Source organism: Streptomyces triticagri (genome assembly GCF_003429565.1).
Classification (GTDB): Bacteria; Actinomycetota; Actinomycetes; order Streptomycetales; family Streptomycetaceae; genus Streptomyces; species Streptomyces triticagri.
The window spans coordinates 24,371-38,547 of sequence record NZ_QUAK01000012.1 but is presented as its reverse complement, the minus strand read 5'-3'; the positions used below and the strand labels follow the sequence as shown (position 1 = coordinate 38,547).

Sequence of the window (14,177 nt, the reverse complement as noted above, 5' to 3'; positions counted from 1 at the left end):
GCCGCCGCGCACCCCGCCGTCCGACGGCGGAGCCAGGGGCGCCTGGTGGGCGGCGCGCGGCGGCGGCCGCTGACCGGGGACGTGCACGGCGCCGCGCAGCGCCTCGCCGCCCCTGGTGCGCGCAGTCGGGACGCCGCCGTCTTCGGCCGGGGGTATGACAGGGATGCGCCCGGTACCGGTGTCGTCCGGTCGCGGTCCCCCGCGCCTCGCATGACGTCCCACGCCCCGCCCGCCTCAGCTCTCTGTGCCGGTGTCCGTGCCCGGATCGGTCACCCTGTGTCCGTCGGCTGCCAACTCCCCCTGATCCACCAGGAGTTCACGGAATGCTGTGGCCACCGTATCGGGATACTCCATCATCGCCACGTGCCCGGCGTCGGGCAGCGTGAGAAGCCGGGAGTCGCGGAACGACCGCGCCGCCTTCTGCGCCATACGGTACGAGACGAGCTGGTCGCGCCCTCCGTAGACCAGCAGGGTGGGGGCGAGGACGCGCTCGGCCTGCCGCCACAGACCGTGCTGTCCCCCGAGCGTGTAGGCGTCCACGATCCCGCGCGCGGAGCGGGTCATGGCGTCCCAGAAGTACGGCAGCTGCAGCCGCCGCTCCATCTCGTGCACCGCGTTCGCCAGGCCCTCCTCGGTGACCCGGGCCGGATCTCCGTAGCACAGGCCGAGCACGCCCCTGGTGCGCTGTTCGGCGGTCCAGTCGCGGGTGATCCGGGCGAACAGTTTGGTCACTCCGGGCACCGCGAGCAGGGCCGTGGGCACCGCCGTGCGCTGCACGCGGATCTCGGGGAGTGCGGGTGAGACCAGGGTCAGGGTGCGGACCAGGTCGGGACGCACGGCGGCGACCCGGGTGGCGACGGCACCGCCCATGGAGTTCCCGAAGAGGTGCACCGGGCCGCGGGCTCCCGCGTCGAGGTGGCGGATGACCGCGCGCGCGTGGCCGGTCACCGAGTAGTCGCCGTCGTCCGGTGGCGGGGAGTCTCCGAAGCCGGGCAGATCGACCGCCTCGCCGTCCAGGACATCGGCGAGCAGCGGCATCAGGGCCGACCAGTTCTGCGACGAGCCGCCGAGGCCGTGCACGTAGAGGGCGGGGGCGAGGCCCTCGCGGGCCGGTGGCCGGGAGCGCACGGAAAGCGTGAGGCCCGGCAGCGTGACCGAGCGGATGCGCTCCCCCTCGGCGACCCTGACCGGAAGCGTGGTGGGCGTCGCCGCGGTGGCGATCGAACCCGGCAGCTCGGTCGAAGACATGCGGCAATGTTACGAGACGATCACGCGACGGATCACGTGTTCGCGGTCACAGCCTCCAGGGGTTTCCCGTGCCCCCCATCCGCACCCCTGTGAATCGGCACTCCTGAGAATCGCGACTCCCACGCGCGGGAGCCCGACTCCCACGCGCGGGACTACGGATACGGACAGCGCACCGCATCGCCCTCCGGCAGGCGGGACCGCAATCAGTGGGCCTACGCTCGTTATCGAGAGCGCTCGCCCGGAAAGGGGTCCCCCATGACTGTCGACCCGAGCGACCCGGAGACCTTCGCCGACGAGAACACCGACGACACCGGGGCTGACTTCGACGAGCAGACCCCGGAGGCCGACGCCGCCGAGCAGCGCATCGACCTGCAGCACCACCGCGACGAAGCGGCCCCCCAGTACGACCCTGCTTCCGCCGACCCCGCGGACGTGGCCGAGCAAGCCCGCGTGGTGGAGCTCGACGAGGACGACTACCGCTGACCTGTACCGCTGACCTGCGGCAACAAGGGGTGCTGTTTGCCGGTGTTGTCCGCGTATCGCGCCATTGCGGCGTGCGCGCGAGGGGTCCGGTCCGTGAAATTCTCGGTCCGCGACGCGCACACGACGGTTACCGAAAAGTACGATGGCCGGGCGGCCGCACACCGCGACACAGCACGGCGTACGAAGGCCGTGTTCGTTCCGAACCAGCTAGTTGTGCCAGATGTGGGAGGCGGCGTGACAGCCATCGAGCAGACAGAGGCAGCGCGCCCTCGGGGTACGCGCCTGCCGCGCCGGGCGCGCCGTAACCAACTCCTCGGCGCCGCCCAGGAGGTGTTCGTCGCGCAGGGCTACCACGCGGCGGCGATGGACGACATCGCGGAGCGGGCCGGTGTCAGCAAGCCGGTGCTCTACCAGCACTTCCCCGGCAAGCTTGACCTGTACCTGGCCCTGCTCGACCAGCACTGCGAGTCGCTGCTGCAGGCGATCCGCGCGGCCCTCGAGTCGACGACGGACAACAAGCAGCGGGTGGCGGCCACCATGGACGCCTATTTCGCCTACGTCGAGGACGAGGGCGGCGCGTTCCGCCTGGTCTTCGAATCGGATCTGACGAACGAGCCGGCGGTGCGCGAGCGCGTCGACAGGGTGACCCTGCAGTGCGCCGAGGCCATCGCTGGTGTGATCGCGGAGGACACCGGCCTGCCGCAGCAGGAGGCGATGCTCCTGGCGGTCGGCCTCGGCGGCGTCTCCCAGGTGGTGGCCCGCTACTGGCTGCACAGCGAGAGCAAGGTGGACCGCGACAAGGCGGTTGCACTGCTCAGCTCGCTGGCCTGGCGCGGCATCGCCGGCTTCCCGCTGCACGGCACCGAGGACAAGGCCTGACCGAGAACAGGACCTGACCGGGGTGAGGCTTGACCGCGGCGAGGCCCGGCAGGACACTCCCGTGTTCCCGGATCTGTTCCCGGATCGTGTTCGCTGCGAGCGTGCAGTGCCGCGAAGTGTCCTGTCCCCTCACCGGGCTAATGTGTGCGGAGTACCGCGCGGACGGCCGCGCACATCACTGACCGTCGGAGGGACATAGCCGTGGAGGTCAAGATCGGCGTGCAGTACGCGCCGCGCGAGATCGTTCTGGAGAGCGAGCAGACCGCCGAGGAAGTCGAGAAGGCGGTGGCCGAGGCGCTCAGTGGGAAGTCTCAGCTGCTCTCCCTCGTGGACGACCACGGCCGCAAGGTCCTGGTGCCTGCCGACCGCCTCGCGTATGTCGAGATCGGCGAGCAGAGCGCACGCAAGGTGGGCTTCAGCGCCCTGTGAGCCGAGCGGCTGCGGGTCCGCGAGGAGCGTGAAGTACGGGTGTGGCCCGGTGGTCGTCGACCGCCGGGCCACAGTCGTGTCCGCCGGCACGCAAGGGCACGGCCCCGGTCGCCGGCGCCGGTCGCCGTCGAGGGTTGCATCGGGTTCGCCGAGGGTAGGACGGGCTTGGACCCAAGGCATCGACGGCGCGGGAGGGCACATGATCTTGGAAGCGCTGGTCTCGGCTCTGCTCGGTCTCGGCCTCGCCTGGTGCGTGACCGTACGCCTGGGACACCGGCTGCCCGCCCGCCGTCTGGTGCTCGCCACCGGAGTCGGCGGCGCCCTGTTCGGCGCATTCATCACACACTCGGCGCTCGGCGCCGGCCATGTGCTCCCGACACTCGCCGGGGCCGTGGTCCTCAGCGTCGCCCTGCTGTCCCTGCTGGTCCGCCCGGTGGGCCGGGTGCGCCGGTCGGCGACGGTCTGACGGACCGCCGCCGGCCCGGCACGGCGCAGCGCGGTACCGCGGTCAGGCCGCGAGACCGAGCGCGGCCATCCGCTTCGTGTGCGCCTCGGTGATCCGGGAGAACATCCGGCCGACCTCCGCGAGGTCGAAGCCGTCCGCCACACCGCCCACCAGCATCGTCGACAGGGCGTCACGGTCCGCGACCACGCGCTGCGACTGGGACAGGGCCTCCCCCATCAGCCGACGGGCCCACAGCGCGAGCCGTCCGCCGACGCGCGGCTCGGCCTCGATGGCGGCCCGCACCTTCTCCACGGCGAACTCGGCGTGCCCGGTGTCGTCGAGGACGGTCAGCACCAGGTCCCGGGTGTCCGAGTCGAGCCGGGCGGCGACCTCGCGGTAGAAGTCGCTGGCGATCGAGTCCCCGACGTACGCCTTGACCAGACCCTCGAGCCAGTCGGACGGTGCGGTCTGCCGGTGGAAGCCGTCGAGCGCGGAGACGAACGGCTCCATCGCGTCGGTCGGCTCGGCCCCGATCGAGGCGAGCCGGTCACGCAGCTGCTCGAAGTGGTGGAACTCGGCGGAGGCCATTTTCGCGAGTGCCGCCTTGTCGGAGAGCGTCGGGGCGAGTTTCGCGTCCTCCGCGAGCCGCTCGAAGGCCGCGAGCTCGCCGTAGGCGAGGGCGCCGAGCAGATCCACCACGGCGGCCCGGTACTGGGGATCGGCCGATGCCCGGTCCCAGTCCTGGGCGGCGATCCCGGTGGGCGTCTCGGCGGCGTTCTCGGCGTTCTCGGCGTTCTCGGCCGCGGCAGCTGCCGCGGGCTCCGTGCGGGAGGTGTCCCCGGCGGCCTGCTGGTCGGATTCGGCGGCCCGGGCGTTGTCAGACGTCTCCATGGACCGCACAATAGCCCGCCCCTGTGTACGCGTAAGGCCCTGGTCATGGACTGTGACGACGGCGACGTGACGAATTCGGCAGACACGCCTGCGCGATTCCGGGGTACAGTGATATTGCGCCCGTCAAGTATGCGACGGGCCATCCGAATGAGGATGCCCGGTCGGTGGCCCGATCGGCTCCGACCCGACAGCCCTCCGGGCCGTACACCATGGTGTGTACGCAGGAGGGGCCCTCAGCGGCACGAGTGCTCGAGCGGCGGCAGTGGTCCCGCGTCACCCGGCAGCGTCCCCAGCGGCCGGATGCGTACGACACGGTGAAGACCCCCGGCGTTCGCCTCGCTCCGCGTCTCACAGAAGAGGCAGCACCCTGACTACGTTCCGAGAGCTCGGGATCCTTCCCGAGACTGCCGAAGCCCTCGAGGCCGTCGGCATCACGTCCCCCTTTCCCATCCAGGAGCAGACGCTCCCCGTGGCCCTGGCCGGCTCCGACGTCATCGGGCAGGCCAAGACCGGCACCGGCAAGACGCTCGGCTTCGGGCTCCCGCTGCTCGAGCGCGTGACCGTCCCCGCCGACGTCGAGGCGGGCCGCGCACAGCCCGAGCAGCTCACCGACGCTCCGCAGGCACTCGTGGTGGTCCCCACCCGCGAGCTGTGCACCCAGGTGACCAACGACCTGCAGACCGCCGGCAAGGTGCGCAATGTGCGCGTACTCGCCATATACGGCGGCCGTGCCTACGAGCCGCAGGTCGAGGCGCTGAAGAAGGGCGTCGACGTCGTCGTCGGCACCCCCGGACGGCTGCTCGACCTGGCCGGCCAGCGCAAGCTCGACCTCTCCAAGATCCGCGGGCTCGTCCTCGACGAGGCCGACGAGATGCTCGACCTGGGCTTCCTGCCTGACGTCGAGAAGATCATCAACATGCTTCCGGTGAAGCGCCAGACGATGCTGTTCTCGGCGACGATGCCGGGTGCGGTGATCGGTCTCGCCCGCCGTTACATGTCGCAGCCCACCCACATCCGCGCCAGCACGCCGGACGACACCGGCGCGACGGTGGCGAACATCGCGCAGCACGCGTACCGCGCGCACTCGATGGACAAGCCCGAGATGGTCGCGCGCATCCTGCAGGCCGAGGGCCGCGGGCTCGCGATGATCTTCTGCCGTACGAAGCGCACCGCGGCGGACATCGCCGAGCAGCTCGAGCGGCGCGGCTTCGCCTCCGGCGCGGTCCACGGCGACCTGGGCCAGGGCGCGCGCGAGCAGGCCCTGCGCGCCTTCCGCAACGGCAAGGTGGACGTCCTCGTCTGCACCGACGTCGCGGCCCGCGGCATCGATGTCGAAGGCGTCACACACGTCATCAACTACCAGTCGCCCGAGGATGAGAAAACCTATCTGCACCGGGTGGGCCGCACCGGCCGCGCGGGTGCCAAGGGCATCGCGATCACTCTGGTCGACTGGGACGACATCCCGCGCTGGCAGCTGATCAACAAGGCGCTCGACCTGGGCCTCAGCGACCCTGCGGAGACGTACTCGACGTCTGCGCACCTGTACGAGGACCTGAGCATCCCGGAGGGTACGAAGGGCGTGCTGCCGCGCGCCGAGCGCACCCGGGCCGGGCTCCGTGCGGAGCAGGTCGAGGACCTGGGTGAGACCGGGGCCAAGGGCGGCCGAGGCGGCCGGGGTGGCCGCCGCGACGCGGAGGCGGCCGAGGAGGAGCGTCCCAAGCGGACCCGGGCGCCGCGGCAGCGGAGGCGTACCCGGGGTGGGGCTGCGGTCGAGGCGTCCGCGCCGGCGGCGCCGGCGGCGCCGAGCGCTTCGGACGAGGCTTCGGACGAGTCCGGGGCGGCGGCTCGTGCTCCGCGGCGGAGGCGGCGGACGCGAGGGGCTGTTGCCCCCGTGGAGGCCTCTGCGGCTCCCGCGGCGGAGGCGGCGGCTTCCGTCGACGAGGCGGCGGCGAAGCCTCGGCGGCGGCGGACGCGTGCGCGGAAGCCTGCGGCTGAGGGCTGATTCACGGTTTGACGGTGGCCCGTCTTCCCTGTGTGTGGGGGGGGCGGGTCACCGTTTTTGCTGTGCGCGGCTTTCCAGGCATCGGCCTGGCGGCCTCGTCCTCAATCGCCGGACGGGCTTGTTTATGGCCTGGCGGTCATCGTCCTCAAACGCCGGACGGGCTCTATTTTGGCGTCGCGGCCTCGTCCTCAAACGCCGGACCGGCTCGATATTGGCCTCGTGCTCATCGTCCGGCTTGATCGTGCGGGCGGGCCCGGCGTTGGTCGGTCGGTAGGGTTCTGGGTATGAGTCGGCCGTCCACCTTTGTGCCTCCTGTCTGTGCCCGTGCCGGGGTGCTGGGTACGGATCGGGGGGAGTTCGCGGTGCTCGATGCGTGGCCGGGTGAAGGGCCGGGGCGGGGGACCGCGCTGCTGCTGCCCGGGTACACCGGGAGCAAAGAGGACTTCGTCGCGCTGCTCGAGCCGATCAGTGCGGCCGGCTATCGGTGCGTCGCGGTCGACGGCCGGGGGCAGTACGAGACGCCGGGGCCCGATGATCCGGAGGCGTACGCGCAGCAGGAGCTCGCGCTCGATGTGCTCGCGCAGGCCGCGGCCGCCGGTGCGAGCGGGCGCGTGCACCTGCTCGGGCATTCGCTCGGTGGCCAGATCGCGCGCGCCGCCGTACTGCTCGACGCTCGGCCGTTCCGGTCGCTGACCCTGATGTCCTCGGGCCCGGCGCGCATCTCGCCGTCGCAGCGGTCGCGCGTCGAGCTCCTGAGCGGTGCGCTGCAGACGATGGAGATGGCCGAGGTGTGGGCGGCGATCCAGGCCCTCGAGCCGCCCGAGGAGACCGACACCGACCACAACGCCCCCGATCTGCGGGCCCGTTGGCTCCGCCACAACCCGGCGCAGCTGATCGCGACCGGTGCCCAGCTCGCCGGTGAGCCGGACCGTGTGGACGAGCTCGCGCGCGTACCCCTGCCGATGCACGTCCTGTCCGGCGATCACGACGAGACCTGGCCGGTGCCTCTCATCGACGAGATGGCGGTACGTCTCGGAGCGCACCGGACCGTCGTCGCGGGCGCCGACCACTCACCGAACACGGACCGCCCCGGCCCGACCGCGTCGGCGCTCGTCGAGTTCTGGACCGGAGCGGACACCCGGGCCTCGCGCTGAACGCCTGGGGCCGAAGTGCCTTGAATGGCGCCGGATTTCGCCGAAGTTCTGCGACGGAGTCACTTTTGGACGAGCATGGGGCCGGGTGGCGGAGGTCACATCCACCACCGGCTCCGTACGCATCAGTAATTAGATGCGCGAAAGTTTTCGTTAGCGTAGGGAATGTTTGCAGGGTGCACGTCGTTTGACCCTGCAGTAACCAAGTTCTCCTCAGGAGGATCACCAGACGAAGGGAGAAGCCGTATGCGCTTCGAGATCATGCGCCTGGACGATGTGAACGGCAGCGCCGTGGACAGCACCGTCGTGGACGCCGCCTCCGTCAACCGGATCGTGCAGCAGGCCGCCGCTACCGGCCAGCGCATCTACATCCGCCCGGCCGAATCCGCGGCTTCGTAACGCCGCATCGCACCACCCGGTTCGCGGCCGCGCTCTCGGAGCGCAGGACGTCGCACCCAGCAGGAGGAGCGCCCCCGTGCAGAGATGCACGGGGGCGCTGTTCGTTCCGGGGCCGGGCCCCGGAAGAAGTCGCCGGAAGAAGTCGGTGGGCGTCAGGCGCCCTGGATCACCTGTGTCACGCCGTTGATGATCTGCTGCACGGCGATCGCCGACAGCATCATGCCCGCGAGCCGGGTGACCAGGACCACTCCGCCGTCCTTGATCACGCGGATGATCAGCAGCGAGTAGCGCATCACCAGCCACAGCACCACGTGCATGGCGACGATCGCGGCCCAGACGGAGACCTGGTCGACCGCGCTGTCCGCGTTCTGCACCGCGAGGATCACCGACACGATCGCGCCGGGTCCCGCGAGCAGCGGCATGCCGAGCGGCACGAGGGCGACATTGACGTCCTTGGTCTGCTTCGGCTCCTCCATCTTGCCGGTGAGCAGATCGAGCGCGATGAGCAGCAGGAGCAGTCCTCCCGCGATCATCAGGGCCGGTACGGAGACGTGCAGATAGTCGAGGATCTGGTGGCCGAGTACGCCGAAGACGGCGATCACTCCGAAGGCGACACAGACCGCCTGGAAGGCCATCCTGCGCTGCACCTTCGCGGGCCGCCCCGAGGTCAGGCCGAGGAAGATCGGAGTGATCCCGGGCGGGTCCATGATCACAAACAGGGTGAGAAAGAGGGATCCGAAAACGGCGAAGTCGAACACAGCTGTGGCCTTGCATCGAGTGGTGGGACGGAGCGGAGCAGTACGAGGCGGGGTGGAGCGGACGCAGCGGCCGCGCGCGGCCGGCCCTGGGACTCTGCCGTCAGGGCGCCGCCGGCCGCGGGGTCAGCGTGCCGGTCCCCCGGCCCCGGGCACCGGGAACGCGCCGGTGGCACGCCGGGTGATCTCTCCGTAGACCTCGGGGTCGGTGGTGAACTCGCCGAGTACGCAGGTCTTGCGGCTGCCGTGGTAGTCGCTGGAGCCGGTGGCGAGCAGGCCCAGATCGGCGGCGAGGCCGTGCAGCCGGGCGCGCGTCTCGGGGGCGTGGTCCATGTGGTCGGCCTCGATGCCGTCGAGTCCGGCCGCCGCCAGTTCGGCGATGGCGGTCTCCGGGACCACGTCGCCGCGCTTCACGGCGAGCGGGTGGGCGAAGACGGTGACTCCGCCGGCTGCCTTGACCAGGCGGATCGCCTCGAAGGGGTCCAGCTCGTGCTTCTCCACGTACGCCCGGCCGCCGTCGGCGAGCCACTGGTCGGTGAAGGCGTCGGAGACGGATCCGACCACCCCGAGCTCGACGAGCGCCTCCGCGATGTGCGGGCGGCCGACCGAGCCGTCGCCCGCGATGCGTGCGACCTGCTCCCAGGTGACCGGCACGCCGAGCTCCTGCAGTTTGGCGGTCATCGCGCGGGCGCGCGGCACCCGGTCGTCGCGGACCAGCTCGCGCTCACGGGCGAGTTCGGGCTCGTCGGGGTCGAAGAGGTACGCCAGCATGTGCAGACCCGTGTCGCCGAGCCGGCAGGAGAGTTCGGCGCCGGTGACCAGCGTGAGCTCCTGAGGCAGAGCGGCGACGGCCTCCGCGTGGCCGCGGGTGGTGTCGTGGTCGGTCAGGGCGACGACGTCGAGTCCCGCGGCGGCGGCATTGCGGACCAGCTCGGCCGGGGTGTCCGTACCGTCGGAGGCCGTGGAGTGGGTGTGCAGGTCGATGCGCACGGCACGGGCTCCCGATTCTGATGCGGTACGGACGGAGCCGGGCGCACGGGTGCGCCGACGGCTGCTTGGGACGCTCAAGGATAACGGCCGTACGGATGCTGCCGTCCCGCGCTGCTGCTCCGGCGACGACGGGCCCGCGGGACCGGGCCGGGCGGCGCCCCTTCAGACCTGCAGGATCCGCGGCGACAGTGCACCGCAGGGCAGCAGGTCCACCTCGGCCCCGGCATCGCGCAGATCGGTGAGCACCAGCTCGTCGTACATCAGCAGGCTGGTCTGCTCGGGCCAGACGACCGCCCACAGCCACAGGCCGCGCGCCTCACCGACGAAGACCGCGCGGTCCTCGGGCACACCGGCGACGTGCCAGAGCGGGGTGGGGCGTCCGGCGGCGAGCAGTTTGGCCTGCGGCGGCTTGTTCACATCGAGGTACGGGCCGGGGTCGGGGCCGTCCACGCCCGCGTACCGCGCACCGAGGCCGACGCCCAACTCCTCGGCGACCAGGATCAGTTCACCGGGACCACCGAGCGGTCCTGGCCCCGAGCAGGCGACCGCGGTGGCGCGTCCGCCGCTGCGGTCGTCGCCGGCGCAGGCGACTCCGGTGAAGAGCCAGCCGACCGGGAGCGGCCAGGGCATCCAGACGGGGACGTGGGAGCGGTGCACGACGACGCCGAGCGCCTCGACGCTCGGCGGGACCACGGGCTGCAGCGGATGCACCGTCCCGTGCAGGTCGCACTGCCAGGTGTCGGCGAAGAGGCCGGGAGCCCTGACCCGGCCACCACACTTCGGGCAACTGGGTTCGCCCCTCATAGCGCCCCACGGTCCTCCCCGCAGGTCAGTCCGTCAAGGACGATCACCTGTCCGGCGCGTACGCCGCTCCAGTCCCGAGGATTTAGATGTAGCTTGCATTAATTAGCCAATCTAACTTATTGTGTGTACACAGCATCGACCGAGGGAGCAGGAAGGTAACGGCATGAACAGCAGTAAGGGCGGCCCGAGCGGTCAGGACGGAGCCGATCCGTTCGACCAGGGCGCGAGCAGCATCCTGCGGCAGCCGATGGCGGTCTGGGCCACCGCCGGCGCCTCGGTCGTGGCCTTCATGGGGATCGGTCTCGTCGACCCGATCCTGCCCTCCATCGCCAAGGGCCTCGACGCCTCCGCAAGCCAGGTCTCGCTGCTGTTCACCTCGTACTTCCTGATCACGGCCCTGGCCATGCTGGTGACGGGCTTCGTCTCCAGCCGGATCGGCGGCCGCAAGACACTGCTCGCGGGACTCGCTCTCGTCGTCGTCTTCGCCGCGCTCTCCGGGACGTCCGGATCCGTCGGCGAACTCGTCGGCTTCCGGGCCGGCTGGGGGCTCGGCAACGCCCTCTTCGTCTCGACCTCACTGGCCGTCATCGTCGGCTCGGCGGTGGGCGGCAGCGCAGCCGCCATCCTGCTCTACGAGTCCGCACTCGGCCTCGGCATGGCCTGTGGACCGCTGCTCGGCGCCCTGCTCGGCGACGCCAGCTGGCGCTACCCGTTCTTCGGCACCGCGGCCCTGATGGCGATCGGGTTCATCGCGATCACCGCCTTCCTCAAGGAGCAGCCCAAGCCGGCCCGCAAGACCTCGCTCGCCGACCCGATCAAGGCGCTGGGCCACGGCGGCCTCGCCTCCGCGGCGGCCTCCGCGTTCTTCTACAACTACGCGTTCTTCACGATCCTGGCGTTCACGCCGTTCGTCCTGAACATGACGCCGTACAGGTCGGGGGCCGTGTTCTTCGCCTGGGGCGTGCTGCTCGCCGTGTTCTCGGTGCTGATCGCGCCGCGTCTGCAGGCCCGGTTCGGGTCGCTCAAGGTGCTCGGCGGCTCGCTCGTCCTGCTCGCCCTCGACCTGCTGGTGCTCGGGTACGGGAACCACACGGCGGCCGTCGTCGGCACCATCGTCTCCGGCGCCTTCATCGGCGTGAACAACACCGTGTTCACCGAGCTCGCCCTCGGCGTCTCGGACGCTCCCCGGCCGGTGGCCAGCGCCGGCTACAACTTCGTCCGCTGGTTCGCCGCGGCTGCCGCGCCGTTCCTCGCGCCGAAGATCGAGGAATGGACCAGCATCGAGATGCCGTTCGTGGTCGCGGCGGTCGCCGCCGTGATCGGTGCCGGCATCGTGTGGGTCCGGCGTACGTCGCTGACCCTGCAGGCCGAGGAGCTCGAGACCGCGCACCGCACCGAGGACGGAGTGGCGGTCTTCGCCAACTGAGCCCGTACGCAGCCCACTTCGGGCCCTTCCGGCCCCCTCCGCAGTCAGTCGAGCCGCACGCTCGAGCGGAGGGGGTCGCGTACGTCCGTGCCGTGGTTCAGCCAGCGCTCCTGGAGTTCGGCCGCGCCGTGCACGCGCTTGTGGGCCGCCTCGTTGGGCGTCATCGGCAGCAGGGGCAGGAACTGCACCGGGTCGAGCGGCTCTTCGAGGTCCAGATCGTCCACCAGGCCGCCGGGCTCGGCCACCAGGACCGAGGTGAACGGGGCGCCGGGCCACAGCGGTTCGCCCACGTCGAGCGAGGCACCGGGGGCCACCACGACGCCCTCCACCTGCGGCGAGGCGGCCAGTACGGCGAGCGGGCGCAGCACCTTGTCGGTGTCGGCGAGGCCGGCGCGGACCGAGAGGACCAGCTCGGCGCGCGGCCCGCGCAGCGGATCGGCGAGCACGGCCGTGGGGTCGGCCATCGGCTGTGCTGCCATGCCGAGCGTGGCGTAGCGCACGATGCCGCCGGAGGCCTGGTCGGAGAAGCGGAGCACCTCGATGCGGTCGGTGCCGAGGAAGGTGACCGCGGCCCGCGCGTCCGGTTCCCCGAGTGCCGTACGCAACCTGGCCTCGACCAGCGCAAGAACATCTGCCATGGGGCGAGCATAGAACTCGTCGGGAACGCGCAGAGCGCGGCCTTGACACCGTGCTCGACTGCTAGTCTTGGCCGCTGATCGGGGCAGGGCGCAGCGGCGTCCCGGGCATGGGCTCAGTCGAGCCGCCCGCCCCTGACACGGACACTCCCCCACGGGGGACCGGCCGGAGGAGGTGGGGCTGACATGGATCGAAGTCGACCGTGCAGTAGTACCACCTGTTCTTCCGCCACCAGGTAACCGCTCCCTCGGGCCGAGTGACTCCGTACCCGGGTCTTCTCCGGGTAAACACCTCCGGTCCCTGGCATGCCGCACCGACGGAAGAGCAGCGAATCCCGTTCGATCCGTGTCAGTAGCGAAGGCCGCCACCGCGCCGGTGCGGTGCCGCCCGCTTTGCGGACGTGACAGCACGCCGTACGTCCTCATTCCGGGCTGCGCCACCCATGCGCAGGCAGCCGCGCCGCAGAAGGAGCCTGCCATGTCCATGATTCGTGACCTGCGCGCCGCCGTGAGCCCCTCGCAGCGCAAGAGCGCCGCCCCGTACGGGCCGTACGCCGACACGGGTGTCCCGGAGGCCTCCTCGGCCGTCGTCGACTGCGCGGTCTACCGCGACGGCCACCGGGTCAGGACCGAGCGCCCGCTCACGCCGCACGAGGCCATGCTGCGGGTGCGCCGCGAGGGCGGCTTCGCCTGGATCGGTCTGCACCAGCCGACCGAGGCCGAATTCGCCGGTGTGGCCTCGGAGTTCGGGCTGCATCCGCTGGCGGTCGAGGACGCGGTGCATGCCCACCAGCGCCCCAAGCTGGAGCGCTACGACAACACCCTGTTCACCGTCTTCAAGACCATCCACTACGTCGACCACGACGAATTGACCGCCACCAGCGAGATCGTGGAGACCGGCGAGGTCATGTGCTTCACCGGGCGGGACTTCTTCATCACCGTCCGGCACGGCGGCCAGGGTTCGCTGCGGGCGCTGCGGCACCGGCTGCAGGACGACCCGGAGCTGCTGGCCAAGGGCCCGTCCGCGGTCCTGCACTCCATCGCCGACCATGTCGTCGACGGATACATGGCGGTCGCGGACGCGGTGCAGGACGACATCGACGAGGTGGAGATCGAGGTCTTCTCCGGTACGGGCAAGGGCAGTTCGCGAGGCAAGGGCGGCGCGCGCGGCACCGACGCCGGGCGGATCTACCAACTCAAGCGCGAGGTACTGGAGTTCAAGCGTGCGGTCGCGCCGCTGCTTCGGCCGATGCAGCTGCTCAGCGAGCGCCCGATGCGGCTGATCGACCCGGACATCCAGAAGTACTTCCGGGATGTCGCCGACCATGTGGCGCGCGTGCAGGAGCAGGTCATCGGCTTCGACGAGCTGCTCAACTCGATTCTGCAGGCCAACCTCGCCCAGGCGACCGTCGCGCAGAACGAGGACATGCGCAAGATCACGTCCTGGGCCGCGATCATCGCCGTACCCACCATGATCTGCGGGGTCTACGGCATGAACTTCGACCATATGCCCGAGCTGCACTGGAGGTTCGGGTACCCGATGGTCCTGCTCGGGATCGCGGGCATCTGTCTGACCATCCATCGCACACTGAAGCGGAACGGATGGCTGTGAGGGCCTCCGTCGACCGCCCCCCGGCTGC

General features: G+C 70.9%; 15 protein-coding genes and 1 pseudogene. 9 read left to right on the top strand and 7 right to left on the bottom strand.

Annotated features, from left to right (window positions below):
* Both DY218_RS34750 and DY218_RS01850 read right to left on the bottom strand, forming a co-directional pair.
* Positions 1 to 222 (bottom strand): annotated as a pseudogene (locus DY218_RS34750) (hypothetical protein); the annotation flags it as partial.
* Positions 223 to 234: 12 nt separating this feature from the next.
* The gene (locus DY218_RS01850) at positions 235 to 1,248 is read right to left on the bottom strand and encodes an alpha/beta fold hydrolase (protein ID WP_128554093.1); all 1,014 of its coding nucleotides are present in this window, start codon (positions 1,246 to 1,248) and stop codon (positions 235 to 237) included.
* Between the two features lie 255 nt (positions 1,249 to 1,503).
* Between DY218_RS01850 and DY218_RS01845 the strand changes: the two genes are divergently transcribed.
* The 4 genes from DY218_RS01845 (at position 1,504) to DY218_RS01830 (ending at position 3,505) form a co-directional block, all read left to right on the top strand.
* Complete coding sequence (locus DY218_RS01845; RefSeq protein WP_128554092.1) at positions 1,504 to 1,731, top strand: hypothetical protein; 228 nt, start codon at positions 1,504 to 1,506, stop codon at positions 1,729 to 1,731.
* Between the two features lie 234 nt (positions 1,732 to 1,965).
* Positions 1,966 to 2,610, top strand: coding sequence for a TetR/AcrR family transcriptional regulator (locus tag DY218_RS01840; protein WP_128554091.1), 645 nt, complete (start codon positions 1,966 to 1,968; stop codon positions 2,608 to 2,610).
* A 201-nt stretch (positions 2,611 to 2,811) separates the two neighbouring features.
* Positions 2,812 to 3,039 (top strand): DUF3107 domain-containing protein, encoded by a 228-nt coding sequence (locus tag DY218_RS01835; RefSeq protein ID WP_199566588.1) that lies wholly within the window; start codon positions 2,812 to 2,814, stop codon positions 3,037 to 3,039.
* A 199-nt stretch (positions 3,040 to 3,238) separates the two neighbouring features.
* Complete coding sequence (locus DY218_RS01830) at positions 3,239 to 3,505, top strand: hypothetical protein (protein WP_128554089.1); 267 nt, start codon at positions 3,239 to 3,241, stop codon at positions 3,503 to 3,505.
* 42 nt (positions 3,506 to 3,547) lie between these two features.
* Here the strand turns inward: DY218_RS01830 and DY218_RS01825 are convergent, their stop codons facing one another.
* Positions 3,548 to 4,375: a ferritin-like fold-containing protein gene (locus DY218_RS01825; protein ID WP_233521296.1), complete on the bottom strand. Its 828-nt coding sequence runs from the start codon at positions 4,373 to 4,375 to the stop codon at positions 3,548 to 3,550.
* A 262-nt stretch (positions 4,376 to 4,637) separates the two neighbouring features.
* Here DY218_RS01825 and DY218_RS01820 point away from each other — a divergent pair, with 262 nt between their 5' ends.
* The 3 genes from DY218_RS01820 to DY218_RS34410 all read left to right on the top strand — a co-directional run bounded on the left by DY218_RS01820 (position 4,638) and on the right by DY218_RS34410 (position 7,927).
* Positions 4,638 to 6,377, top strand: a complete 1,740-nt coding sequence (locus DY218_RS01820) for a DEAD/DEAH box helicase (protein ID WP_407703535.1) — start codon at positions 4,638 to 4,640, stop codon at positions 6,375 to 6,377.
* 284 nt (positions 6,378 to 6,661) lie between these two features.
* Positions 6,662 to 7,531 carry an alpha/beta fold hydrolase gene (locus tag DY218_RS01815; RefSeq protein ID WP_128554088.1) on the top strand — a complete coding sequence of 290 codons (870 nt, stop codon included), beginning with the start codon at positions 6,662 to 6,664 and terminating at the stop codon, positions 7,529 to 7,531.
* A gap of 243 nt (positions 7,532 to 7,774) precedes the next feature.
* The gene (locus DY218_RS34410) at positions 7,775 to 7,927 is read left to right on the top strand and encodes a hypothetical protein (RefSeq protein ID WP_199566587.1); all 153 of its coding nucleotides are present in this window, start codon (positions 7,775 to 7,777) and stop codon (positions 7,925 to 7,927) included.
* Positions 7,928 to 8,079: 152 nt separating this feature from the next.
* Here the strand turns inward: DY218_RS34410 and DY218_RS01810 are convergent, their stop codons facing one another.
* The 3 genes from DY218_RS01810 to DY218_RS01800 form a co-directional block, all read right to left on the bottom strand.
* On the bottom strand, positions 8,080 to 8,685 hold the full coding sequence (locus DY218_RS01810) for a MarC family protein (protein WP_128554087.1): 606 nt from the start codon (positions 8,683 to 8,685) through the stop codon (positions 8,080 to 8,082).
* A 123-nt stretch (positions 8,686 to 8,808) separates the two neighbouring features.
* Positions 8,809 to 9,672 carry a PHP domain-containing protein gene (locus DY218_RS01805; RefSeq protein ID WP_128554086.1) on the bottom strand — a complete coding sequence of 288 codons (864 nt, stop codon included), beginning with the start codon at positions 9,670 to 9,672 and terminating at the stop codon, positions 8,809 to 8,811.
* 162 nt (positions 9,673 to 9,834) lie between these two features.
* Positions 9,835 to 10,476: a DUF6758 family protein gene (locus tag DY218_RS01800; RefSeq protein ID WP_128554085.1), complete on the bottom strand. Its 642-nt coding sequence runs from the start codon at positions 10,474 to 10,476 to the stop codon at positions 9,835 to 9,837.
* Positions 10,477 to 10,639: 163 nt separating this feature from the next.
* Between DY218_RS01800 and DY218_RS01795 the strand changes: the two genes are divergently transcribed.
* Complete coding sequence (locus tag DY218_RS01795) at positions 10,640 to 11,902, top strand: MFS transporter (RefSeq protein WP_128554084.1); 1,263 nt, start codon at positions 10,640 to 10,642, stop codon at positions 11,900 to 11,902.
* Between the two features lie 44 nt (positions 11,903 to 11,946).
* Here DY218_RS01795 and DY218_RS01790 read toward each other — a convergent pair whose 3' ends face one another.
* Complete coding sequence (locus tag DY218_RS01790; protein ID WP_128554083.1) at positions 11,947 to 12,540, bottom strand: suppressor of fused domain protein; 594 nt, start codon at positions 12,538 to 12,540, stop codon at positions 11,947 to 11,949.
* A 475-nt stretch (positions 12,541 to 13,015) separates the two neighbouring features.
* On the opposite strand from DY218_RS01790, the gene DY218_RS01785 reads away from it, so the two are divergent.
* A complete protein-coding gene (locus tag DY218_RS01785; RefSeq protein ID WP_128554082.1) occupies positions 13,016 to 14,149 on the top strand; it encodes a magnesium and cobalt transport protein CorA in 1,134 nt (377 codons plus the stop codon).
* Positions 14,150 to 14,177: the final 28 nt, after the last annotated feature.